The organism is Candidatus Accumulibacter similis, assembly GCA_013347225.1.
Lineage (GTDB): Bacteria > Pseudomonadota > Gammaproteobacteria > Burkholderiales > Rhodocyclaceae > Accumulibacter > Accumulibacter similis.
The window spans coordinates 192677-214743 of the sequence record CP054595.1; the positions used below are offsets into that span (position 1 = coordinate 192677).

23 protein-coding genes and 1 other RNA gene are annotated in these 22067 nt (G+C 64.7%); 5 read left to right on the forward strand and 19 right to left on the reverse strand.

Annotation, left to right across the window (positions count from 1 at the left end; genetic code table 11):
- Positions 1–120: 120 nt before the first annotated feature.
- Positions 121–600, forward strand: coding sequence for a hypothetical protein (locus HT579_00865; protein QKS27641.1), 480 nt, complete (start codon positions 121–123; stop codon positions 598–600).
- Positions 601–688: 88 nt separating this feature from the next.
- Positions 689–1585: a DMT family transporter gene (locus HT579_00870; GenBank protein ID QKS27642.1), complete on the forward strand. Its 897-nt coding sequence runs from the start codon at positions 689–691 to the stop codon at positions 1583–1585.
- Positions 1586–1759: 174 nt separating this feature from the next.
- On the opposite strand, the gene HT579_00875 is transcribed toward HT579_00870, so the two are convergent.
- From HT579_00875 to HT579_00940, 14 genes are all read right to left on the reverse strand, one after another.
- Positions 1760–2179, reverse strand: a complete 420-nt coding sequence (locus HT579_00875; protein ID QKS27643.1) for a ClpXP protease specificity-enhancing factor — start codon at positions 2177–2179, stop codon at positions 1760–1762.
- 71 nt (positions 2180–2250) lie between these two features.
- Positions 2251–2847 carry a glutathione S-transferase N-terminal domain-containing protein gene (locus HT579_00880; protein ID QKS27644.1) on the reverse strand — a complete coding sequence of 199 codons (597 nt, stop codon included), beginning with the start codon at positions 2845–2847 and terminating at the stop codon, positions 2251–2253.
- Between the two features lie 102 nt (positions 2848–2949).
- A complete protein-coding gene (locus HT579_00885; GenBank protein ID QKS27645.1) occupies positions 2950–3660 on the reverse strand; it encodes a cytochrome c1 in 711 nt (236 codons plus the stop codon).
- Between the two features lie 13 nt (positions 3661–3673).
- Positions 3674–4993, reverse strand: coding sequence for a cytochrome bc complex cytochrome b subunit (locus HT579_00890; protein ID QKS27646.1), 1320 nt, complete (start codon positions 4991–4993; stop codon positions 3674–3676).
- A 3-nt stretch (positions 4994–4996) separates the two neighbouring features.
- Positions 4997–5593, reverse strand: a complete 597-nt coding sequence (petA, locus tag HT579_00895; GenBank protein QKS27647.1) for a ubiquinol-cytochrome c reductase iron-sulfur subunit — start codon at positions 5591–5593, stop codon at positions 4997–4999.
- A gap of 113 nt (positions 5594–5706) precedes the next feature.
- Positions 5707–6309 carry a recombination protein RecR gene (gene recR / locus HT579_00900; protein QKS27648.1) on the reverse strand — a complete coding sequence of 201 codons (603 nt, stop codon included), beginning with the start codon at positions 6307–6309 and terminating at the stop codon, positions 5707–5709.
- Positions 6309–6632, reverse strand: coding sequence for a YbaB/EbfC family nucleoid-associated protein (locus tag HT579_00905; GenBank protein QKS27649.1), 324 nt, complete (start codon positions 6630–6632; stop codon positions 6309–6311). The genes recR and HT579_00905 overlap by 1 nt, the downstream gene beginning before the upstream one ends.
- A gap of 21 nt (positions 6633–6653) precedes the next feature.
- Positions 6654–8306: a DNA polymerase III subunit gamma/tau gene (gene dnaX / locus HT579_00910; GenBank protein QKS27650.1), complete on the reverse strand. Its 1653-nt coding sequence runs from the start codon at positions 8304–8306 to the stop codon at positions 6654–6656.
- 131 nt (positions 8307–8437) lie between these two features.
- An RNA gene (ffs, locus tag HT579_00915) (signal recognition particle sRNA small type) lies at positions 8438–8536 on the reverse strand.
- A gap of 18 nt (positions 8537–8554) precedes the next feature.
- Entirely contained in the window at positions 8555–8818 is a 264-nt protein-coding gene (locus tag HT579_00920) for a hypothetical protein (GenBank protein QKS27651.1), read from the reverse strand.
- Between the two features lie 19 nt (positions 8819–8837).
- Complete coding sequence (locus HT579_00925; GenBank protein QKS27652.1) at positions 8838–9092, reverse strand: MoaD/ThiS family protein; 255 nt, start codon at positions 9090–9092, stop codon at positions 8838–8840.
- Positions 9092–10339 (reverse strand): NAD(P)/FAD-dependent oxidoreductase, encoded by a 1248-nt coding sequence (locus HT579_00930; GenBank protein QKS31422.1) that lies wholly within the window; start codon positions 10337–10339, stop codon positions 9092–9094. The genes HT579_00925 and HT579_00930 overlap by 1 nt, the downstream gene beginning before the upstream one ends.
- Before the next feature lie 4 nt (positions 10340–10343).
- Positions 10344–12191: an aldehyde ferredoxin oxidoreductase family protein gene (locus HT579_00935; GenBank protein QKS27653.1), complete on the reverse strand. Its 1848-nt coding sequence runs from the start codon at positions 12189–12191 to the stop codon at positions 10344–10346.
- Between the two features lie 12 nt (positions 12192–12203).
- Entirely contained in the window at positions 12204–12677 is a 474-nt protein-coding gene (locus tag HT579_00940) for a 4Fe-4S dicluster domain-containing protein (protein ID QKS27654.1), read from the reverse strand.
- A gap of 372 nt (positions 12678–13049) precedes the next feature.
- Here HT579_00940 and HT579_00945 point away from each other — a divergent pair, with 372 nt between their 5' ends.
- On the forward strand, positions 13050–13697 hold the full coding sequence (locus tag HT579_00945; protein ID QKS27655.1) for a histidine phosphatase family protein: 648 nt from the start codon (positions 13050–13052) through the stop codon (positions 13695–13697).
- A 91-nt stretch (positions 13698–13788) separates the two neighbouring features.
- Here HT579_00945 and HT579_00950 read toward each other — a convergent pair whose 3' ends face one another.
- Both HT579_00950 and HT579_00955 read right to left on the reverse strand, forming a co-directional pair.
- Complete coding sequence (locus tag HT579_00950; protein QKS27656.1) at positions 13789–14217, reverse strand: CBS domain-containing protein; 429 nt, start codon at positions 14215–14217, stop codon at positions 13789–13791.
- Between the two features lie 131 nt (positions 14218–14348).
- Positions 14349–14984, reverse strand: coding sequence for a cytochrome c4 (locus HT579_00955; GenBank protein ID QKS27657.1), 636 nt, complete (start codon positions 14982–14984; stop codon positions 14349–14351).
- 135 nt (positions 14985–15119) lie between these two features.
- On the opposite strand from HT579_00955, the gene HT579_00960 reads away from it, so the two are divergent.
- Positions 15120–15875: a YihA family ribosome biogenesis GTP-binding protein gene (locus HT579_00960; protein ID QKS27658.1), complete on the forward strand. Its 756-nt coding sequence runs from the start codon at positions 15120–15122 to the stop codon at positions 15873–15875.
- 164 nt (positions 15876–16039) lie between these two features.
- Positions 16040–17056 (forward strand): porphobilinogen synthase, encoded by a 1017-nt coding sequence (gene hemB / locus HT579_00965; protein QKS27659.1) that lies wholly within the window; start codon positions 16040–16042, stop codon positions 17054–17056.
- On the opposite strand, the gene HT579_00970 is transcribed toward hemB, so the two are convergent.
- Genes HT579_00970 through HT579_00980 form a run of 3 tightly spaced genes read right to left on the reverse strand, consistent with a single transcriptional unit; the run spans position 17040 to position 22067 of the window.
- A complete protein-coding gene (locus HT579_00970) occupies positions 17040–18119 on the reverse strand; it encodes an acyltransferase (protein QKS27660.1) in 1080 nt (359 codons plus the stop codon). The two genes, hemB and HT579_00970, sit on opposite strands and share 17 nt — an antisense overlap.
- Positions 18120–18135: 16 nt before the next feature.
- The gene (locus HT579_00975; GenBank protein ID QKS27661.1) at positions 18136–21369 is read right to left on the reverse strand and encodes a PAS domain S-box protein; all 3234 of its coding nucleotides are present in this window, start codon (positions 21367–21369) and stop codon (positions 18136–18138) included.
- The gene (locus HT579_00980; protein ID QKS27662.1) at positions 21366–22067 is read right to left on the reverse strand and encodes a pyrimidine 5'-nucleotidase; all 702 of its coding nucleotides are present in this window, start codon (positions 22065–22067) and stop codon (positions 21366–21368) included. The genes HT579_00975 and HT579_00980 overlap by 4 nt, the downstream gene beginning before the upstream one ends.

Here is a 22067-nt window from a genome sequence, read left to right on the forward strand (position 1 = left end):
CTGCCGCGACCGGCTGGCACGCCGGCGCTGGACTCACCCGGTGTGGCGCTTGACTCGCGAAGGCTTTTGTCGCAGCCTTCGCCATCGAGTCCGCGAGCATCATGAACGGGAGTGCGAGCGATGAGCAGCAGGCTGATCACAACCTGGAGCGAGTACGACAGTGCGATCCAGGAACTCCTTGACCTTTCCGCCACCAGACTGGACATCTTCGACGAGGACCTGTCAACCCTCAAGCTTGAAGCTCCGCAGCGGGTTGCTGCGCTGCGCGCGCTGCTCTCGGCACCCAGTCACGACAGGCAGTTGCGCATCGTCGTCCGCAAACGCGATTTCGTCTGCCAGTACAGTCCGCAACTGATGAACCTGCTGACCCTTTACGCGCCGTTGTTGTCGATCATCGACGCGCCGCCCCATCTCGACCAGCTTGGCGATTGCCTGATGATCGCCGACGACCGACACGCCCTCGTCCGCTTTCATCGAGATCAGCCGCGTGCCAGGCTGATCGTCGACGACACCAGCGAGTGCGCGCCTTACGCCCAGCGCTTCGCCGAGGTCCTTGGCGAGGGGGGTGATCCGCTGAGCTCGAAGACGCTTGGACTCTAGCTGCGCTACAGGCGAACGACGCTTGCCGTCGCCGGGCAATCGCACGACCGGCGACGCCGGGATCGTCTCTTCTTGGAAGCAGCGCACCTTGACTCGCACGCAGGCCAACCTCATCTTGCTCACGGTCGCCCTGATCTGGGGCTCGGCCTTTGTTGCCCAGGCGGAAGGAATGGCAGGCGTGGGACCGCTGACCTTCACCGGCATCCGCTTCCTGCTCGGCGCGGCGATCATTCTGCCGCTGGCCTGGCGCGAGTGGCAGCAGCGATCATTGTTCCGCCTGCCCGCCGGCACCGGGGACGTGCTCTGGGTCGGTGCCCTTGGCGTTCTGCTGATGCTTGGCGCCGCCCTGCAACAGATCGGCATCACCGGCACGACGGTGACGAACGCCGGCTTTCTCACGGCACTCTACGTGCCGCTGGTGCCACTGCTGGCCTGGCTTCTTCTGCGCATCCGGCCGCACTGGTCGGTCTGGCCGACTTCACTCGGCTGCCTCGCGGGAAGCTGGCTGCTGTCCGGTGCGCAGGGCCTGCATCCGGCCGCGGGGGATCTGTGGGTAATCGCGAGCAGCCTTTTCTGGGCGTTGCACGTCCTTTTCGTCGGCCGCATTGCCGAGCGCATCGCGGCCCCCTTCTTCGTTGCCTGCGGGCAATTCATCGTCTGCGGCATGGGCAGCCTGCTCTGGGGTACGCTGAGCGAGACGATCACCCTGGCCGGAATACGCCACGCCATGCTCCCCATCGTCTACGCGGGACTCGTCTCGGTGGCCATCGGCTTCACCGCACAGGTGATCGGGCAGCGCTACGCACAGGCGTCCGATGCGGCGATCATCCTCTCCGCCGAGACGGTATTCGCCGCCCTCTTCGGCTACCTGCTGATGGGCGATCGGCTGCAGGCAGGAGGAATCGCCGGCTGCGCGCTGATTCTCGCCTGCATCATCATCGTCCAGATTGCGCCACTGCAGCGCGCCCGGCAACGCACCCGCTGACCCGGCGGCCCGGTCCAAGCTGAGAACGCACGGTCGAAGCCCCTGCTTCACACGGCGGAGCCAGCGAAGATGTCGCGCCGCCGGCAGCGGGGCGCGGTAGCCGTGATTGCGGGAGTGGCGGCACGCGTGCCGGCGAAGTTGCCAGGGCTGGCGACTGGCTTGCCGCCGCAGTCCTTACTTGACCCGTTGCAGCCGCGCGCGACCACCCGAATGCGGCGGCTCCGGTGGTTGGTCCGCTTCCGGCTGCGGCTCCGCGGCTGCGCCAGCCGCCTCGGCACTCTCCGGCTCGAACGCCATGCCTGCGCCGTTCTCGCGCGCATAGATCGCGGACACGTTGCCCATCGGGATCCAGATATCGCGTGCAACGCCAGCGAAGCGCGCCTGAAAGCTGATGCCTTCATTGGCGATCTCGAGTTGTGCCGTCGCTTCGTAGTCGACGTTGAGAACGATCTGGCCGTCGCGAACGTGCTCGCGCGGGACGCGCGTGCTGGCGCCCACCGCGACGGCGAGGTACGGCGTGAAGCCGTTGTCGCAGCACCACTGGTGAATGGCGCGCACGAGATAGGGTTTGGTCGACGGCAGCTTGGCGTTCATGTTCCGGGGATCTCTGTCAAGGTGGTCTGGTCAGCCGGCAGGCATGAGCAACACCGGCGCCTGCACCAGCGCTAGCGACGCATCGCCTTCTCCGATGGCGTCAGCGCATCGATGAAGCCCTGCCGGCTGAAGATCCGCTCACCATATTTCATCAGCGGTGCCGCGGCCTTCGAGAGCTCGATGCCGTAGTGGTCGAGCCGCCAGAGAAGGGGGGCGATGGCGACATCAAGCATCGAGAACTCCTCGCCAAGCATGTGCTTCTGCTTGACGAAGACCGGTGCCATTTCGGTGAGCCGATCACGAATCTGAACGCGGGAGCGATCGGCAGCCTTGCTGTTCTTTTCCAGCGCCTCAATGTATGAGAACACTTCGCGCTCCATGGTGATCAGCAACTGGCGCGCGCGCGCACGCATGATCGGGTCGGCCGGCATCAGTTGCGGGTGCGGGAAGCGCTCGTCGATGTACTCGTTGATGATGTTCGGCTCGTACAGGATGAGATCCCGTTCGACCAGCACGGGGACGCGCCCGTACGGATTGATGATGGCGATGTCTTCCGGTTTGGCGAACAGGTCGACATCGATCACCTGGAAATCCATGCCCTTTTCGTAGAGAACGATTCGGCAGCGATGACTGAACGGGCAGGTGGTCCCGGAATAGAGATTCATCATGGTCAATACCTCAAAAACGAATCGGCATCGCAGCGGCGGTGGGCTCCTCTTGCGCCCTCGCCGGCGATGCCGCGGCCTGACAACCCGGCTCTGCTGCTGGGCTTACTTTACGTCTTTCCAGTAGGCCTTCTTCAGCGCATAGGCAGAACCGAAGAGGACCACGAGGAAAGCGAGGACGCCAATACCCAGGTTCTTGCGAAAACCGGCATCCGGTTCGGCAAGCCAGACCATGAACCCGACGAGATCGCCGACGACCTTGTCGTACTCGGCCGCCGACAGGCTGCCCGGAACCGCCAGCTCGAGCTTGTGATCCTTGTTCAGCACCTGCATCCCCTGGAGCTGCCAGAGGGCATGCGGCATGCCGACGTTCTCGAAGACGACGTTGTTCCAGCCGGTCGGCCGCCTCTCGTCGACGTAGAAGGATCGCAGGTAGGTATACAGCCAGTCCGCGCCGCTGCCGTCCGCCGACGACCGGGCGCGAGCAATCAGCGTCAGGTCCGGCGGCGCGGCGCCGAACCACACCTTCTGTTCGGCCGGGCGCGCGGCGACGCGCATCGGCTCGCCGATCTTCTCGGCGGTAAACATCAGGTTGTCACGCACCTGCTGCTCGCTGAGGCCAAGCTCGGTGAGCCGCGTGTAACGGACGAAACTGGCGCCGTGGCAGTTCAGGCAGTAGTTGACGAAGGTGCGGGCACCGCTCTGCAAGGCAGCCTTGTCGCCTTGTACATTGGGTGCCTTGTCCAGGTGGATGGCAGCGCCGGCGGCGAAGGCAAGAGCCGGTGCGAAGAGCAGCGCGGCAAGCAGTCTTTTCATGTTGTCCATTCCTTTACATCGTCACGCGATCAGGTTCCGGCTTGTACTTGTCTATCTTCGACCACCACGGCATGGTCAGGAAGAACAGGAAGTAGTAAGCGGTTAGGATCTGCGCAACAGGGGCGCCCGGGATGACACCGAAGAAGGCATAGGAAGGCGGTTGCGTACCCAGGAAGCCGAGCAGGATGAAGGAAATGACGAACAGCGTCAGCAGCGTCTTGAAGATCGGCCCACGGTAGCGGATCGACTTCACCGGGCTCCGGTCGAGCCACGGCAGAAAGGCGAGAATCACGACGCCCGCGCCCATCAGCACGACCCCCCAGAACTTGGCATCGATGCCGAACAACGGCCAGACCATGGCCCGCAGCAGCGAGTAATACGGGGTGAAGTACCAGACCGGCGCGATGTGCGGCGGGGTCTTCAGGGGATCCGCCGGCAGGAAGTTGTTGTACTCGAGGAAGTAGCCGCCACCCTCGGGCGCGAAGAAGACGATGATCGAGAAAACCATCAGGAAGACGACAACGCCGACGATATCCTTGACCGTGTAATACGGGTGGAAGGGGATGCCATCGAGAGGATTGCCGTGGATATCCTTGCGCTTCTTGATCTCGACTCCATCCGGGTTGTTCGAGCCCACTTCGTGCAGTGCCAGGATGTGCGCTGCAATCAGTCCGAGGAGAACGAGCGGCACGGCGATGACGTGGAAGGAGAAGAAGCGGTTCAGGGTCGCGTCGCCGACGACGAAGTCGCCGCGAATCCAGATCGACAGCGGCTCGCCGATCAGCGGAATGGCTGAGAACAGGTTGACGATGACCTGTGCCCCCCAGAAGGACATCTGCCCCCACGGCAACAGATAGCCCATGAACGCTTCGGCCATCAGGCAGAGAAAGATCAGCGTGCCGAAGACCCAGATCAGCTCGCGCGGCTGCCGGTACGAGCCGTACAGCAGACCACGGAACATGTGCAGGTAAACGACGACGAAGAATGCGGAAGCACCCGTCGAATGCATGTAGCGGATCAGCCAGCCCCAATTGACGTCGCGCATGATGTATTCGACACTGGCAAAGGCAACCGGGATGCCGTTCTCGTTGAGCGAGGCGTCGGGCTTGTAGTGCATGACGAGGAAGATGCCGGTGACGATCTGGATGACCAGCACCAGCATCGCCAGCGAACCGAAGAAGTACCAGAAGTTGAAGTTCTTCGGCGCGTAGTATTCGGAGAGGTGTCCGCGCCACATCGAGGTTGCCGGGAAGCGGGCATCGAACCACTCCAGCAGGTTGCCCTGCAGCGAGCCATCAGACTTGTACTTCTCGTAGTTGGTGTTCGACGCCATGGCTTAAGCCCCCTTCTTGTCTTCACCGATAAGAATCCGCTTATCGGACAGGTACATGTGCTTGGGCACCTCGAGGTTGTCCGGTGCTGGCTTGCTCTTGAAGACACGGCCGGCGAAGTCGAAGGTCGAGCCATGACACGGGCAGAGGAAGCCCCCCAGCCAGCCACCGTCCATTCCCTCTTCGGCGCCACTCTTGAACTTCGCCGACGGCGAGCATCCCAGGTGCGTGCAGATACCGACAACGACCATGATCTCGGGCTTGATCGAACGCGTTTCGTTCCTGCAGTACTCCGGCTGCATGTTCCTTTCAGACCTCGGGTCGGCCATTTCGCCGTCGAGCTTGGGCAGCGTTTCGAGCATGTGCGGCGTGCGGTTGATGATCCACACCGGCCGGCCCCGCCACTCGACGGTGATCATCTGACCGGGTTCAAGACTGCCGATATCGACTTCGACCGGTGCACCGGCCGCCTTGGCCCGCTCGGACGGCAGCATGCTGGAGACGAAAGGCACGAGCGCAGCTATCGCCCCCGCCCCGCCAACCGCAGCGGTGGCGACGATCAGTCGCCGCCTTCCGCCGTCCACCTTGCACTCATTGCTCATAGCGCTGATCCCTAGGACGTAGTGAAAAGTTGCTTCAAACCAAACCGCAACATTATACGCCAATCTCCATCCGGTTATTGAATTCGGAAGGACCCGCCCTGGGCCGCAAGGCCTTATCCGGCAAGCGCTCGGCGTTCGCGGAGGGCCTGCGCCAGCGTCCCGGCATCGACGTACTCGAGTTCGCCGCCAACCGGCACGCCGCGCGCGATTCGCGACACGCTGACGCCGCGACTGCGCAACATCTCGCACAGGTAGTGCGCCGTCGCTTCCCCCTCGTTCGTGTAGTTGGTGGCGATTATCACTTCCCGCACCAGCCCGTCACACGCTCGCGCGAGCAAGCGCTCCAGATGCAGTTCGGCTGGCCCGATGCCGTCCAGCGGCGACACACGGCCCATCAGCACGTAATAAAGCCCGGAGTAGGCGTGCGTCTGCTCGAGCATGTTCATGTCGACCGGCGTCTCGACGACGCACAGCAGCCCGGCATCTCGTTTGCCGGACAGGCAGCGCGGACAGATTTCCAATTCGGTGAAGGTATTGCAGCGCTGACAGTGACGCAGCGCCGTCAACGCCAACTGCAGCGATTCGGCCAAGCGTTGCGCGCCTGGCCGGTCGTGCTGCAGCAGGTGGTAGGCCATCCGCTGCGCCGACTTCGGGCCAACGCCCGGCAGACAGCGCAAAGCCTCGATCAGCGACTCGAGGCTCGACGGCGTCGTCATCAGAACGGCATCTTGAACCCGGGTGGCAGGTTGAGGCCTGCCGAGAAGCCGGCCATCCGCTCCTGGGAAGCCTGCTCGGCACGCCGCATCGCATCGTTCAGCGCCGCCGCCACGAGGTCCTCGAGCATCTCGCGATCGTCCATCACCGCTGGGTCGATCGTCACCCGCCGCACACTGTGCGCACAAGTCATCAGCACCTTGACCATGCCGGCGCCCGCCTGCCCCTCTACTTCCAGCTCCGCCAGCTGCTCCTGGGCTTTCTTCATGTTTTCCTGCATCTGCTGGGCCTGTTTCATCAGGCCGGCGAGTCCACCTTTCATCATTTCTCTTGCCTCGATGCGAACTTAAACTGGTTTGATTGACGATTCGATCAGGGTTGCGTCGAACATCTCGATTATCTCGCGCACGAAGCCATCCTGCTCGACCGATGCGATCGCGCGGTCCATGCGCTCCTGGCGGTCACGCCGTGCCGCCGCCGCCGGAGTATCACCGGAGCCATCCTCGACCACGATGCTCAACTGCATCGGCAGGGCGAAATGCTCGGCCAGGCATTGCTGCAACTTGTCCTGCGCCGCCTTCATCAGCAGATGGCGATGCCTCGGCGCCAGCTGCAGGACGATCCGGCCGGCCGCCAGTTCACGCAGCTCGCAGTGCTGTGCCAGTTCGCGCGCCATGCCGCTCGGCTTCAGGACGGCGAGCAGCTCGTGCCAGTCGGTGGCTGACGCCGCCGGCCCGACGCGCGCCGGCGTCGGCGTCGGCGGCAACGCTGGCGCCGGTCGCGGCGCTGCAAGCGGGGCCTCGACACGAGCAGGCGGCGGCTGCTTCGTGGCGCCGACGAGCGGCAGCGATTTCGTCGACGGTCGGCCGGCGCTGCTGGCGGCTGCCAGTGCCCGCCTACCGGCACCTTCCTCCGGCTCCGGACGAAAGGCATGCAGCCGCAACAGCGTCATCACGAAGCCGGCGTGCTCGTCAGGCGCCAGCGGCAGCTCCTGACGACCATGGACGGCAATGTGATACGCCAGCTGCACGTACTCGGCGTCGAGGCGGGCGGCGATGTCGAGCAGCTGCACACGCTCCGGAAGATCGTCAGCGATCGCCTGCGGCGCGAGCTGTGCGATCTGCACCCGGGTAAACAGGGCTGCCAGTTCCTGCAGCGCGGCGTCGAACGACAGGCTGCGTGCCGCCATGTCGTCGACCACCTGCAGCATCGCTGCGGCGTTGCCGGCCAGCAGGGCATCGAGAATCGAAAACAGATGGTCGAGATCGACGGCGCCAAGCATCTGCCGCACCTGCGCCTCCTCGACCCGGCCCGAACCATGCGCAATCGCCTGGTCGAGCAGCGACAGTGCGTCGCGCATGCTGCCGGACGCCGAGCGCGCCAGCAATTGCAAGGCACCCGCTTCGGCGCTGATCGCTTCGACTTCGAGAATCTGCCGCAGGTGGTTGGCGATCAGCGGCTGCGTCATCTGCTTCAGATTGAACTGCAGGCAGCGCGAAAGGACGGTGACCGGAATCTTCTGCGGGTCGGTCGTCGCGAGAATGAACTTCACGTGCTCCGGCGGCTCCTCGAGGGTCTTCAACATGGCATTGAAGGCGGAGTTGGAGAGCATGTGCACTTCGTCGATGACGTAAACCTTGAAGCGGCCTCGTGTGGGCGCATACACCGCATTCTCGAGGAGCTGCCGCATCTCGTCGACGCGGGTATTGGTCGCCGCATCGACCTCGAGCAGGTCTACGAAGCGCCCGGTGTCGATCTCCTGGCAGGCGGAACAGACCCCGCAGGGTGCCGCGCTGACGCCGGCCTCGCAGTTCAGTGCCTTGGCCAGGATGCGCGCCAGCGTCGTCTTGCCCACTCCCCGCGTGCCGGTAAACAGGTAGGCATGGTGCAGCCGCTGGGCCGTCAGCGCATGTTCGAGCGCGCGCACGACGTGTTCCTGCCCGACGAGGCTGGCGAACGTGCGCGGGCGCCACTTGCGCGCCAGGACCTGGTAACTCATGCGCGGATTCTAGCAGATGGTGCCACCGGCCCCGTCACAGTTTGCTTGCCGCCGATCCTGCGTGAGGCGCGCCCGGGCCATGCCGTCGCGCAGGCCGGCGACCGGCCGCATCGCCCGGGGCCAGAAACGGAAATGGCGAGCCTTACCCCCGGCACTCACATGAGACGGCTGTGGCTGCTTCCTTCCGGACCTGACCAGGTTCACCATCCTGCGATGCGGGGAGACCCGCCGACAGAGATGCTATCACATCAACCACCGCCGCGCCCGAAATGCCGCAGGAAGTCTGCAAGAAAGGCTGCCTCGCCCGTCGGGATGTCGTCGGCGAAGGCGATCACCACCTCACTGCGCGGCAGCGCAAGCAGGCCGGCGCGGAGGACGGGCAGGCCGCGGCAGGAAAGGCTCACGGACTGCCCCGGACGAGACAGCCGCCAGCCCGCCGGCAGTCGATCCACCACCCAGCCGGCCAGCAGCGGCTGCAACTGGCGCTCGAACTCGGTGGGCGTCAGGCTCATGACCAAGCGCCGCACCGCGTCAACCGCCAGCGATCGGCGGCCAGATCGCCAGCGCATCTCCCGGCTTCAGCCGGTGCGCGGAACGGGACTCCGGAGCGACGAACACGCCGTTGACCAGTACCAGATGCACGAGGCGCGGCGGCAGAGCCCACGACTCGATGACCGACGCCACCGATGCATCATCGGCCACTTCGAGTGTCAGGACGTTGCTCCGCCGCGCAGCAGGGGGCAGGTAGTCGGAGAGCGAGGCAAACAGCTTGAAAGTGATTTCCATCAGCGCGCGGCCGCCAGGCCGCGGGCAAGGTAGGCTTCGCTGAGCAGCAGCGGGTTGGCGAGCAGCCGTGCCTTCCATTCGCCGAGGCGTACGCGTCCCTGGATCAGGCCGCGCAGGACGCCGATGTGCTCGGTGTGACCGATACTGTTGGCGCCAACCAGCCGATCGTCGGCAAACACCAGGCGGAGATAGCGATACTCCGTTGCGTCGAGCAACTGCGCCGTCTCGCAACCAGGCCCACTCTCCCACTGGCCGAAGGAAGCCGAAACCAGGCCGAGGGTATCGAGGACGTTGAAGACGAAGGTGCCCGGCAGGCTCGCCTTTTGTCCCGCCATGTTGAGTGCGGCAGTGCGTGCCTGCTCGACGGCATCGGGTTGAATGGCATTGACCACGCGCCGGCCGCTGCCAAACTCGACGGCTTCGGCGACATCACCGGCGGCGTAGATGCCGGCGACGCTGGTCTGCATCGTTTCGTCGACCAGCACGCCGGTGTCAACGGCGATCCCGCTGCCGGCGAGGAAAGCGACGTTCGGGCGCACGCCGGTGGCATTGATCAGCGTGTCCACAGGCAGCGTCCGGCCGTCGTCAAGCCGGACCAGGAGAGCCTGCGCGGACGGCTCGATCGCCTCGACCCGGCGCCCGGCAAGGACCTCGACCCCTTTTCCCAGGCACCAGCGACGAATCAGGTCGCCAGCCACCTCGTCCAGCATGCGCGGCACCATCCGGTTGCCCATCTCGACGACGGTCAGCCTTGCCCCGCGTTCGGCGAGCGCCTCCATGATGATGCAGCCGATGAAGCCCGCACCCATCTGCAGCACGCGCGCGCCGGCAGCAACGCGGGCAGCGATGGCACGTGCATCGGCCAGCGTCCAGCATGCCAGAACCCCGGCCGACCCGATTCCCGGAATCGCCGGCTGCTGCGGCTGCGAGCCGGTGGCGACGAGCAGCCGGTCAAATGGCAGCGTGCTGCCGTCGGCGAGGCAAACCTCGTGCCTGCCGCTGTCGATGGCTTCGACGCGCCCCCGCAACATGCGGATCTTCAGGCGCTCGAAATGGCCGGCCTCCTTGCGCAGATAAGTGCCCGCCTCGCCAATCCGACCCATCAGTAGATAGGGAATGGCCATCCGCGAATACGGTGGCTCTGGCTCGTCGCCGATCAGGGTGATGTCGGCTTGCGCATCCGCGGACCGCAAGGTCTCGGCGGCAACGACCCCCGCCGGGCCGTTGCCGATGATCACATGTCGCAGCACCTCAAAGACCCAACCGCGCGCGCGTGTCGGCAGTGGGAACTCCGTCCGCTGTCCAGCCACGCAAACTGTAGTACTCGGGAAGCATCTTGCCGAGTTCAGCCACCATCCCCTGCGAAGCGCCCGTCTTGCACGGCTCGGTGAGCAGCCGCGGCGGCAGCGTGTCATCGCGGGCGGTGATCCCGGCCGCCAGGTTGAAATCGCGCTCGAGGTTCCAGATGCGCTCGCCGGTCTGCAACAGGGATTCCAGCGACCAGTCGCCACCGCAGGCCGCCTGGATCTGTGGCTGGATGTCGTTCATCGTCCACGCAAAGGTGGTGAACACGCACAGACCGCTCGAGTCGACCGCTGCCGTGGCGTCCTGGAAGGCCTTCAGAAGCTCGGGCTTGCCCGCTGTCTCGCGCGGTTCGGTCTTCACCGGGATGCCGAACACCTCGGACGACACCATGTAGCCACGCAGATGGCAGGCGCCGCGGTTCGAGGTCGCATAGGCGAGTGCCATCCCCTGCAGCGCACGGCCATCGTAGGCCGGGAACTCCTGCCCCTTGACGGTCATGGACAACTCCGGCCGGCCGTAGCGGGCGCACAACCGCTTCGAACCCTGACCGATGATCTTGCCAAAGCCTTCGCCACGCGCCGTCATCTCGGCCAGGCGGCAGAGCGCCGCAGCCGAACCGAACGGCGCCTCGAGGCCAATCTCTTCCTTGCTCAGCACGCCGAGTTCGTACAGTTCCATGACCGCGCCGACGGTCGCCCCGAAGGAAATCGGATCCATCCCGTCCTCGTTGCACAGGAGGTTGGCATACTGCAGGGCCTCGAGGTCATCGACCCCGTTGGCATTGCCCAGCGCCCACGCCGCCTCATACTCGAGACCGCCGTTGGCCCCCCAGTACTGCGGCTTGTTGTCGACCGAGAAATGGCTTTCGTCGATACGCGAAATGCGGCCGCAGGCGATCGTGCAGCCGAAGCACGCCTGATTCGTCACCAGATGCGTGCGGCCATCGGTGGCTCGCTTTTCGTGCATCGCCTCGGCCGAGATGCGACGCGCCCCCTCGAACTGGACATCGCGGTGATTGCGTGTCGGCGAGGCACCCATCTCGTTGATCACGTTCATCAACACCTGTGTACCGTAGGTGGGCAACCCCTGCCCGGTCACTGCGTTCTCTGCCAGGACCTTCTTGCCGGCGGTCACTGCCGCCATGAAGGCTTTCGGGTCGGCGACATTGCCCACCCCGCGGGTACCGCGAACCGCCACCGCCTTGAGATTCTTCGATCCCATCACGGCACCGACACCCGATCGTCCAGCCGCACGATGCAGGTCATTGACGATGGCGGCGAAGAGAACCAGGTTCTCGCCAGCACGACCGATGCTCGATACCCGCAACAACGGATCCTGATGGCGCTGGTGGAGGATCGCCTCGGTTTCCCAGACGGTCCGGCCCCAGAGTTCTCCGGCCGGCAGCAGTTCGGCATGCTCGTTCTCGATGTGCAGGTACACCGGCTGCGGCGACCGGCCCTCGATGATGATCATGTCCCAGCCGGCGAACTTCAGCTCGGCGCCAAAATAGCCTCCCGAGTTCGAGCAGGCGATGACCCCGGTCAGCGGCCCCTTGGTGACTACCGAATAGCGGCCACCCGTCGAGGCCATGGTGCCGGTCAGCGGTCCGGTAGCATAGATGAGCTTGTTTTCCGGAGCCAGCGGGTCGACGGCGGGATCGATCTCGCTGACCAGGTACTTGCTTGCCAGCCCCCGCTGACCGAGGTACTGGGCGGCCCAGGCCATGTTCAGCGGCTCGCTGCGGCAGCTACCCTGGGTGAGGTTGACGCGAAGGATCTTGCGTGTCCAGGCCATGGTCGTTCCTCCTCAAAGGTGTGCGGCGGCGTCGGTCTTCTGCGCCCACTGGCGCATCCGCTCGAGGCCCGTCCAGTCGGCGTCGACATAGGAGATCGCCCCGGTCGGACAGGCCGTCGCGCATGCCGGATCGCCACCACAGAGATCACACTTCTGCACCTTGCCGGAATCACGGCTGTAGTTGATCGTGCCGAACGGGCAGGCGATCGTGCACACCTTGCAGCCGACACAGACCGCCTCCAGCACCACCTTCGCACCGGTGGCGTGATCGAGCTTGATCGCTTCTACCGGGCAGGCGTTGAGACACCACGCCTCGGTGCATTGGGTACAGGTATAGGGAACCTTGCGACCCTCGTGGTGAAAATCGAAGACCTTGATGCGTGACCGCGATGGATTGAACATTCCTGTGTTCTCATACGAACAGGCCATTTCACACTGCAGGCACCCGGTACACTTGCCCGGATCGATGTGCAAGGATTTCTGCATGGCGTCTCCTCCTCTGGGTGATCGATGATCCTGCTGCCCGACATCGCGTTTTCGGCGCTCGATGGATCACTATAGACAAGAGAAAGGGCCGATGAAAGTTGCGCTGCAGCAATTCTCGCCACCGACGCGACAGGCGCGTCTGCGGCGGCGAAGCCGGTGTCCCGCAACCGGTCGCCCGCAGCCACCCGGCACAAAGTCCGGCGACGGGCGGGGAATGGCTTAGAATCCGGCTTTTTGCCGCCCACCCGCGGCCTGCCGCAAGCTGCGCAAGCTCGCTTGCGCGCGCTGCCGGAGGCCGCCGCTCTGGAGCCTCGGGCCCGGCGCCGGCCGCCGCGATGCGGTGACCCGCGGCGGCTCGATGTGAACATCGTGATGACGAAGATCAAGACCACGCGAATCTGCCTCGTCCGCCATGGCGAGACCACCTGGAACGCCGAGAAACGCATTCAGGGACAGATCGACATCGGACTCAATGCCGCTGGCCTCGCGCAGGCGCAGGCGGCGGCAGAGTGGCTCGCGGCGGAGGCGGTGGCTGCGCTCTACAGCAGCGACCTGCTGCGCGCGCGCCAGACTGCCGAGCGCATCGCGCACAGGATGAAACTGCTCCCGGCCTTCCGGCCCGAATTTCGCGAACGACGCTATGGGTTCTTCGAGGGACTGACCTACGACGAATCACGCGCCAGGTATCCGGCGGATTACCACGCCTTCGAGACCCGCGAGCCCGACTTCGTGATTCCGTTCGGCGGCGAGAGCCTGCAACAACTGCACGCACGCGTCAGCCGTGGCTTGCGCGAACTGGCCACCGGACACGCGGGCGAGACGATCATCGTCGTCACCCACGGCGGCGTCCTCGACATCGTCAACCGACTGGCACGCGGCAATCCGCTGTCGGCCCCGCGCGATTTCCTGATCCCGAACGCCGGCATCAACTGGCTGCATGTCCGCGGCCAGGAATGGACCGTGGAAAGCTGGGGCCAGACCGGCCACCTGGCCGGCTTCGGACTCGACGAACTGCCCTAGTCAGGGCGCTGCTGCGCTAGCCGTCCCGGCACAGCGCATGGCCGGCGCGCCGGCGGCGCCCGACCGGTTTCCCGGACGACCGCTGCCGGCGTCAGCCGGTGATGTACTTCTCCATCTGCTCGATGATGAACTGCTGCTCGCAGATGGTTTCCTTGACCACGTCCCCAATCGAAACGATGCCGATGACCTTGCCCTCCGCGAGCACTGGCAGGTGACGGAAGTGCTTCTCGGTCATGATTGCCATGCACTCGTCGACCGTCTGCTCCGCTGTCACGTAGAGCACCCTGTCGGACATGATCTCACGGACACGCGTATCCTTGGATGCCTTGCCGTGGAGGATCACCTTGCGCGCATAGTCACGCTCGGAAAAGATACCGACGAGTTTGTCACCGTCAAGCACGAGGACGGCGCCGACGTTCGCATTCGACATCACCTGCAGAGCGTGAAAAACCGGATCCTCGGGTGAGACAACTGCCAGGTCTGCGCTCTTGGCAGCTAGGATTTGCCTGAGTGTCTTCATGAAGCGTCCTTTCTGGTCAGGGAAGCAGCCCTTGGCGGAGCGTCCGACGCTCGCTCCGCCAAGGGGTGCGAAAACCGCTGGCGAATGCGCACTGGCGGGCAATTCGCCGACACGAACCGTCCGCCAGAGACCTAGCGCAGACCAGCAGCGTACTCGGCAACCGCGTTGATCTGGTGGTCGGAAAGTTTGCCTGCGATGACGCGCATCATCCTCTCCGAATCGTTCGCACGCTCGTGACTCCGGAAGCTCTTCAACTGAGCGGCAGTGTATTCCGCGTACTGACCCGCCAGCCGCGGATACTGGCTCGGCAGACCGGCGCCGGCAGGGCCGTGACAACCGGCACACGCCGGCACCCCCTTGGCAAAATCCCCCATCCGCCACAGCGACTTGCCCTCGACCAGGAGCTTCTCCTCCTTGGCCACGGATGGCTTGATCTTCTGCTGCGCGAAGTACAGCGCGAGGCCACGCATGTCCTCGTCTGAAAGCGCGGCAACCATGCCGCCCATGATCGCATTGTTGCGCACCGGTGGCTTGCCATCGACGGACTTGAAGTTGCTCAGTTGCTTGTAGAGATACTCCGGGAGTTGACCGGCGATGATTGGATTGGCCGCCGCCGGACTGTTGCCGTCGGCACCATGGCAGGCCACGCAGACGCCCTCGGCGATTTCCTTGGCCTTCGCCAAGTCGGGTTTTGCTTTCGCCTGTTCTGCTGCGAAGACGGGGAAACTGGCGGCCAGGAGAACCGCTAGTACCGTGGTACGAATCATGTCCACACTCCCATTGACAACGATGACGGATCTGAGGCCTGCGAAGCCGGGCAACAAAGCTGGTATTCTATATCAGTTTGGCTCCCGGGCGCGCGCCTCCCCGTTTCCACTTTCCACCTCCCCTCCGGTTCCTCCATGCCCCTTTTTCAGAACGCTGTCTTCCAGACGACGGTGGCCCGGCTGCAGGATCTGCCGGGCGATTCGCAGGCCGAAATCGCTTTTGCCGGTCGTTCGAATTCGGGCAAGTCGTCGGCGATCAATGCGCTCGCCAACCACACCCGCCTCGCCTTTGTCTCGCGAACGCCCGGACGGACCCAGCACCTCAACTACTTCCGGATAGAACCCGGAAAATATCTTGTCGACCTGCCCGGCTATGGCTACGCCAAGGCTCCGGAAGAGATCCGCTCGCAATGGGAAGGCCTGCTGGCGCCCTACCTGCGCCACCGCGAAGCGATCTGCGGCCTGGTCCTGATCATGGACAGCCGGCACCCACTGACCGAACTCGACCTGCAGATGCTCGGCTGGTTTGCGCCGACGGGGAAGCCGATTCATGTGTTGTTGTCGAAGGCGGACAAGCTCACCCGCCAACAGCAGGAACTCGCATCGCGCGAGGTTGCCCGCGTGCTGGGGGCAACTGGCGGCCACTGCACATGGCAACTCTTCTCGAGCCTCAAGAAGTGGGGAATCGCACAGGCCGAGACCGTTCTCGCCGCCTGGGTCGGGTTGAGCGTGAAGGAAGCGGCGCCAGCGCCCGCCAGCGTGCCGGGTGCAGCGCGCGCGCGTGCGAAACGTGCGGCAATCGGCTGGAGCGCACGCAGCACCACCAGCGCCGGCAAGCAACAAAAAAAACCCCCGGCAAAGGGGGGGAGCCGGGGGCAAGACATGCCTTAAGGAAATAAGGCACCCGCTCAGGGAGGTGAAGCGGGAGACGGCAGCGCCATCTGCTTGAATGGAGTGCTGTCGGGTCCGAACAGTTCCCCCGGCACGCCGAGAATTCGATTCATTGTGTTTATCCACACCTGATGTCCATCCACCCCTGAAGACAGGCGCCGACCATGCCCATCCAAGCCCACTTCCCTGGCACCCGCATGCGCCGCATGCGACGCGATGACTTTTCCCGTCGCCTGATGCGCGAGAATCAGTTGCGCGCTGACGACCTCATCTACCCGGTGTTTGTCGTCGAGGGTGCGGGACGCGTGGAGCCCGTTCCCTCGATGCCCGGGGTCGAGCGTCAGAGCCTGGATCGGCTGTTGAAGACGGCGGAGCGTGCCCTGGCTCTGGGAATCCCGGCCATCGCCCTCTTCCCGGTGGTCGACGCCAGCCGCAAGACAGCTGCGGCGGCAGAGGCGCTGAACCCCGACGGACTGGTACCGCGGGTGGTGGCGGCGCTGAAGAAGGAACTCCCCGAACTCGGCGTCATCACCGACGTCGCACTCGATCCGTACACCAGCCACGGACAGGACGGGCTGATCGATGCCGATGACCCGCGTGCCTACGTTCTCAACGATCAGACGATCGAGGTGCTCGCAAGGCAGGCTCTGGTGCATGCGCAGGCTGGTGCCGACATCGTCGCGCCATCCGACATGATGGACGGCCGCGTCGCCCGCATTCGCCGCGCCCTCGATGACGCCGGCGAGATTCACACCCGCATCCTCGCCTATGCGGCCAAGTATGCCTCGAGCTTCTACGGTCCGTTCCGCGACGCCGTCGGCTCGGCGGGCAACCTCGGCAAGGGCAACAAATACAGCTACCAGATGGACCCCGCGAACAGTGACGAAGCCTTGCGCGAGGTGGCTCTGGACATCGCCGAGGGAGCCGACATGGTGATGGTCAAGCCGGGAATGCCCTACCTCGACATCGTTCGCAGGGTCAAGGAAGAGTTCCGCGTGCCGACCTACGTCTATCAGGTGAGCGGCGAGTACGCCATGCTCAAGGCTGCGGCCCAGAACGGCTGGCTCGACGAGGAAGCCTGTGTTCTGGAAAGCCTGCTGGCATGCAAGCGCGCTGGTGCTGACGGCATCCTGAGCTACTTCGCGCTCAGCGCCGCCGCTTGGCTCAGGAACTCTGCCTGACGACGGCGGGCGCAGTGCTGCGGCGGCGAGCGCCCTGCATCGCCGCTTCGACGAAACGGTAGAACAACGCCGCAGCGACCATGCTCGCCAGCCATGCAACGATGAGACCGGCGAGATTGAGCCACGGGCCATCCTGCGCGAAGCGCGAAAAGAGTGCGTTCACCAGCAGGCAGACCGGAAAATGGACCAGGAACAGGGAATAGGAGGTCCGTCCGAGATAGCCGATCAGCCGCGCCTTCGGCCAGCGCTCGAGAACACCGGAACAACGCGCCAGTGCGAGTGCAAGCGCCACCACGAGGGCCACCGCGATGCGCGGCCGATACTCGAGCAGCAGCGTGAGCACAACCGCCGCCAGCACCGGCAGGAGCCACCGGGCGGCACGTTGCGGCTGGCCGTTGCTCGCCCAGTAGCTGACCACACCGAGGGCGTAGGAACCGAAGAAGTAGACACCCCAGCTATCCCAGTCGGCGTCGAGATTGAAGTGGTAGAGCGACGCCATGGCCAGCGTGGCAACGAGGCCGGCAGCAATGGCGGCCTCGCCGGCAGCGCTGCCGGCGGCCTGGCGTGCCAGCCACAACAGGCCGAGCAGCAGTGCGAACAGCTGGAAGTCTATGGCGATGTACCAGACGCCCGCCGAGAGGCCTTCATGGCCGAGAATGCTCTGCAGGAGGAACACATGCGCCAGCACCTGCGACAGACTGGGACGCCCCGGCAATGAGTCGTGTACCATCAGAGCGCGGCCGATGGCAGCAATGAGCAGGGCGACCAGGAGCGCAACCAGGTAGGGACCGACCAGCTTCCGATAGCGCTTCCAGAGGAGGTCGAGCGGCTCCGTCGCGCGCAGGCAACCGGCCGGCGCCAGACTGTGGACGGCGAGGAAGCCGCCGAGCACGAGAAACACCTGGACAGCGTAACGCGCGTCCTGGCTGAACCAGGAGATCAGGTCCGGCGCCAGTGCGTGCGCGTGGTCGGACATCGGCCCGTAGAAGGCGAGATGATGCAGTACGATCAACTGCGCGGCGAGCGCCTTGAGCGCGTCGATGAAGGGGAATCGGGAAAGCATCTTCTGCTCTGTCGCCTCAATGATCAAGAAGGTGTTGCCGGTACTCGTCGATCGGCAGCGGCCGTCCGCAAAGGTAGCCCTGCATCTCGTCGCAGCCTTCGCCGGCCAGGAAGTCACGCTGCAGCTCCGACTCGACCCCCTCGGCGATGACCGTCAGTTGCAGGCTGTGGGCCAGCGCGATCACTGCCCGGGTGATCGCGCAGTCCTCGACGCCGCCCGGCAAGCCCCGCACGAAGCTCTGGTCGATCTTCAGTTTGTTGATCGGCAGCCGCTTGAGATAGGCCAGCGAGGAATAGCCGGTACCGAAATCGTCGATGACGAGGCTGATGCCCATAGCCCGCAGATTGTCGAGCACCTGTACGCTGCCCTCGGCATGGCTCATGATGGCACTTTCGGTGATTTCCAGCTCGATGCAACGCGCGGCCAGACCCGATGATGCCATGGCCTTGCGCGCCGTTTGCTCGATTCCGCCGCGGCTGAACTCGACGCCGGAGACGTTGACCGACAGCACACCGGGAGCCAGGCCGGCGGCAAGCCAGGCCGCCCAGTGGCCTGCCGCCGTCAGCAGGACCCACTCGCCGATCGCCACGATCAACCCCGACTCTTCGGCCAGCCTGATGAACTCCCCCGGCATCACCAGCCCGTGCTCCGGCCGCCACCAGCGCACCAGCGCCTCGGCGCCAAGCAAGCGGCCATCGAGCAGCGAAAACTGCGGTTGCAGGTAGACCCGCAGCTCGTCACGTTCGATGGCGCGCCGCAGGTCAGTCTCCATCTGCAGACGTTCGAGCGATGATCGGGTCAGGGCCTTGGTGAAGAAGTCGTAGGTATTCCGACCACGCTCCTTTGCCCGGTACATCGCCACATCGGCATTCTTCATCAGTGTCTCGACATCGTTCCCATCCTGCGGGAAAACGCTGATACCGATACTTGCGCCGACAAAGAACTCCTGCTCGACCGTCACCGGGGCATCCTGCAGAACGCAGAGGATCTTCTCCGCGACATGTGACGCGGCACCCGGATCGGCGATCCGCTCGACGATGATCAGGAACTCGTCGCCACCCAGGCGGCCGACCGTGTCCGATTCCCGCATCAACCGCCGCAGGCGCCGCGCCACCTCGCAGAGGACCCGATCGCCGGCCTGGTGGCCGAGCGTGTCGTTGATGATCTTGAAGCGATCGAGATCGATGAACAGGACCGCCAGGTCGGTTTCATCGCGGTGCGCCCGCTGCAATGCCTTGTGCAAGCGGTCGCCCAGCAGCAGCCGGTTTGGCAGGCCGGTGAGCGGATCGTGGTGTGCCTGATGGTCGAGCTGATCGTGCGCCCGGCGCAACTCGGTGATGTCCGAGAACACGCCGACGTAGTGGGTGACGCGGCCCGCGCTGTCATGCACGGCGCTGATCGTCAGGGATTCGAGGAAGGTCTGTCCATCCTTGCGCCGGTTCCACAGCTCGCCCTGCCAGCGCCCGGCGGTGGTCAGCTCCCGCCACATCGCCACATAGAGATCACGATCCTGACGACCCGACTGCAGAATGCGCGGGTTGCGCCCGATCACTTCCCCCTCGCTGTAACCCGTGATCTCCGTGAACGCCCGGTTCACGGCAATGATGCGACCGTCGGGAGCGGTGATCGTGATTCCCTCGGCGCTGCTGTCGAAGACGGTGGCCGCCTGTTGCAACCTCGCCTCCATCCGCTTGCGTTCGGTGATGTCGAGCATCACGCCGACGAGACCGGCGCCCGGCTCGTCGGCGTTGCCGTAGGTCGCCTTGTGAAAGATGACGTCGCGGTAGCCGCCATCGGCGTGGCGGACCTGCGCCTCGTAGACCTGGGAACCGCCACGCTCAAAGAGTTCGTTGTCGGCAGCCCGATAGCGCTCGGCGAGATCATGCGGCGCGACGTCGTAGACCGTGGCGCCCACCACTTCGCTGCGCCGTTTGCCGATCATGTCCAGGAACGCCTGGTTGCAGCCAAGATAACGCCCAGCACGACTCTTGTAGAAGACCGGGCCGGGAATCGCCTCGATCAACTGACGCATGAAATGGAGCTGCTGCGACAGTTCGCGGGTGCGCTCGCCGACCCGGTGCTCGAGTTCGAGATGGCTTTGCCGCAGTCTCTCCTCTGCCGCCCGTTGCGCCGTGACATCCTCGTAGGTCCAGATCCAGGTGTCAGCCTTCTCGTGCTCGCCGATGGTGCGACCGATCGCCCGCACCCGGATTGGCTGGCCGTCACGCCGGCAGAACACAAACTCGCCGGCGAAGGTCTCCCTGCCCGGGTGATGCTCGTAGACCAGCCGCCCACCCTCTTCCCACGCCGCGTCGCTGGCAAAGAGGATGCGCGCCGACTGCCCGTTCAGGCCCCCTGGCGGGTAGCCGAAGATCTCCTCACAGCGATGATTGCAGCGCAGAATGGTCCGCTGCCGCTGGTAGGAGATGCCGATCATCGCGTTGTCGAAGATCAGTTGCTGCTCCCACAGGCTGTCGACCAGCGCCTCTTCGGCAGCGCGGCGTGCCGTCACGTCTTCAAACAGCCAGACCAGGCCCTCATCCGGGTTGTCCGGGTTGAAGCGGCTGCCCGTGACCTGGCACCAGATTGGTGTGCCATCAGCCTTGCGGTACTCGAGTTCGCCGCTGTAACGCCCGCTTGTATCGATCACCGCATGCGCGCGCTCGCCGGCCTCCATCCACTGGGCGTCGCTGGCAAAGCAGATGCGGGTGGATTGGCCGGGCAGTGTCCCTGGCGGGTAGCCGAACATCTTCTCGAAGCTGGGATTGCAGCGCAGGATGACCCGGTCGCGCAGGAAGGCAATACCGATCGGTGCCCGCTCGAAGATCAGCGTCTGCTCGCGCAACAGGCTGTCGTTGACTGCGCGGGCGCGAACCTCGTCCGAAATGTCGCGCACGATCCAGACCGTCCCGTTGGCAGGTGCGGCAGGGTCGATCGCGCGCGCGACGACGTGGGCAACGAAGATGCTGCCATCACGGCGCGTCATGTCGGTCACCAGGTCTACCGCCTGCTCGATGCGCAAGGCCGAGCGCGCTCGCGTCCGCAGGGCGTCGCAGGCCTCCCGGTCGGAATAGAAGACGAGATCGGCCTGCCCGACCAGAGTCCCGGGCTGCCAGCCAAAGAGTTCCTCGGCGCGCGGGTTGCAGCGATAGACTCGACGATTGCGCATGCACACCACGGCAATCCCGGAATGATCGAGAATGGCGCGGTATTCCAGCAACTGCTGTGCGAGTGAGTCCGACTCTGTCATGGCGCTTCGCCACCGCCTCCAGAGAACAGCTTGCGTGCCCGGGGCAACGACCGCCAGCCCGACTGCGGCAATTGCAGGCGCTGCCAATGCCGTGGCAAATCGAGCACTGACCGCAGGCGCAGATCCAGCCACGGCGGCTGCCGGGTGCTGCAACTGATCCAGACAGTTTTCATCCCCAGATGTTTCGCCGTCTTGAGGTTGGCGAGCGAATCCTCGACCATGATGCAGCGCTGCGGCGACAGTAGCTCGCGGCGCAGAAGATGGCGGAAAGCCCCGAGCGCCGGCTTCGGCTGGAAGCGAAGCCGCTCGACCGAGTACAGTGCGGAGAACCGGCGGCGCACCCCGACCAGCTCTAGAACGGCTTCGCTGTAGGCCAGCGGCGCGTTCGAGAAGACGATCTTGCGCCCGGGCAGGCGCCGCAGCATGGCGTTCAGCCCACGCTCAAATACCAGCATCCGCTTGAGGTCCGGAAAGTCATGCGTGTGGCGAAGGAAATGCTGCGGGTCCGTTCCATGGTGGCGCATCAGTCCGAGCAACGTCGCGCCATAGCGCTGCCAGTATTCGAGCCGGATGCGGGTCGCCTCGTCGTCATCCACGCCGAGGTGGTGGCGGATGTAGGTCGACATCGCGCGGTTGATATGCGGAAAGATGTGCGGCGTGGCATCGTGCAGCGTGTTGTCGAGGTCGAACAGCCACAC

Bases quoted from the DNA above. Each gene is read 5' to 3' on its own strand.
- HT579_00865 (QKS27641.1), top strand. From the start codon at position 121: ATGAGCAGCAGGCTGATCACAACCTGGAGCGAGTACGACAGTGCGATC.
- HT579_00875 (QKS27643.1), bottom strand. From the start codon at position 2,179: ATGAACGCCAAGCTGCCGTCGACCAAACCCTATCTCGTGCGCGCCATT.
- HT579_00880 (QKS27644.1), bottom strand. From the start codon at position 2,847: ATGATGAATCTCTATTCCGGGACCACCTGCCCGTTCAGTCATCGCTGC.
- HT579_00885 (QKS27645.1), bottom strand. From the start codon at position 3,660: ATGAAAAGACTGCTTGCCGCGCTGCTCTTCGCACCGGCTCTTGCCTTC.
- HT579_00890 (QKS27646.1), bottom strand. From the start codon at position 4,993: ATGGCGTCGAACACCAACTACGAGAAGTACAAGTCTGATGGCTCGCTG.
- petA (QKS27647.1), bottom strand. From the start codon at position 5,593: ATGAGCAATGAGTGCAAGGTGGACGGCGGAAGGCGGCGACTGATCGTC.
- recR (QKS27648.1), bottom strand. From the start codon at position 6,309: ATGACGACGCCGTCGAGCCTCGAGTCGCTGATCGAGGCTTTGCGCTGT.
- HT579_00905 (QKS27649.1), bottom strand. From the start codon at position 6,632: ATGATGAAAGGTGGACTCGCCGGCCTGATGAAACAGGCCCAGCAGATG.
- dnaX (QKS27650.1), bottom strand. From the start codon at position 8,306: ATGAGTTACCAGGTCCTGGCGCGCAAGTGGCGCCCGCGCACGTTCGCC.
- HT579_00920 (QKS27651.1), bottom strand. From the start codon at position 8,818: ATGAGCCTGACGCCCACCGAGTTCGAGCGCCAGTTGCAGCCGCTGCTG.
- HT579_00925 (QKS27652.1), bottom strand. From the start codon at position 9,092: ATGGAAATCACTTTCAAGCTGTTTGCCTCGCTCTCCGACTACCTGCCC.
- HT579_00935 (QKS27653.1), bottom strand. From the start codon at position 12,191: ATGGCCTGGACACGCAAGATCCTTCGCGTCAACCTCACCCAGGGTAGC.
- HT579_00940 (QKS27654.1), bottom strand. From the start codon at position 12,677: ATGCAGAAATCCTTGCACATCGATCCGGGCAAGTGTACCGGGTGCCTG.
- HT579_00945 (QKS27655.1), top strand. From the start codon at position 13,050: ATGACGAAGATCAAGACCACGCGAATCTGCCTCGTCCGCCATGGCGAG.
- HT579_00950 (QKS27656.1), bottom strand. From the start codon at position 14,217: ATGAAGACACTCAGGCAAATCCTAGCTGCCAAGAGCGCAGACCTGGCA.
- HT579_00955 (QKS27657.1), bottom strand. From the start codon at position 14,984: ATGATTCGTACCACGGTACTAGCGGTTCTCCTGGCCGCCAGTTTCCCC.
- HT579_00960 (QKS27658.1), top strand. From the start codon at position 15,120: ATGCCCCTTTTTCAGAACGCTGTCTTCCAGACGACGGTGGCCCGGCTG.
- hemB (QKS27659.1), top strand. From the start codon at position 16,040: ATGCCCATCCAAGCCCACTTCCCTGGCACCCGCATGCGCCGCATGCGA.
- HT579_00970 (QKS27660.1), bottom strand. From the start codon at position 18,119: ATGCTTTCCCGATTCCCCTTCATCGACGCGCTCAAGGCGCTCGCCGCG.
- HT579_00975 (QKS27661.1), bottom strand. From the start codon at position 21,369: ATGACAGAGTCGGACTCACTCGCACAGCAGTTGCTGGAATACCGCGCC.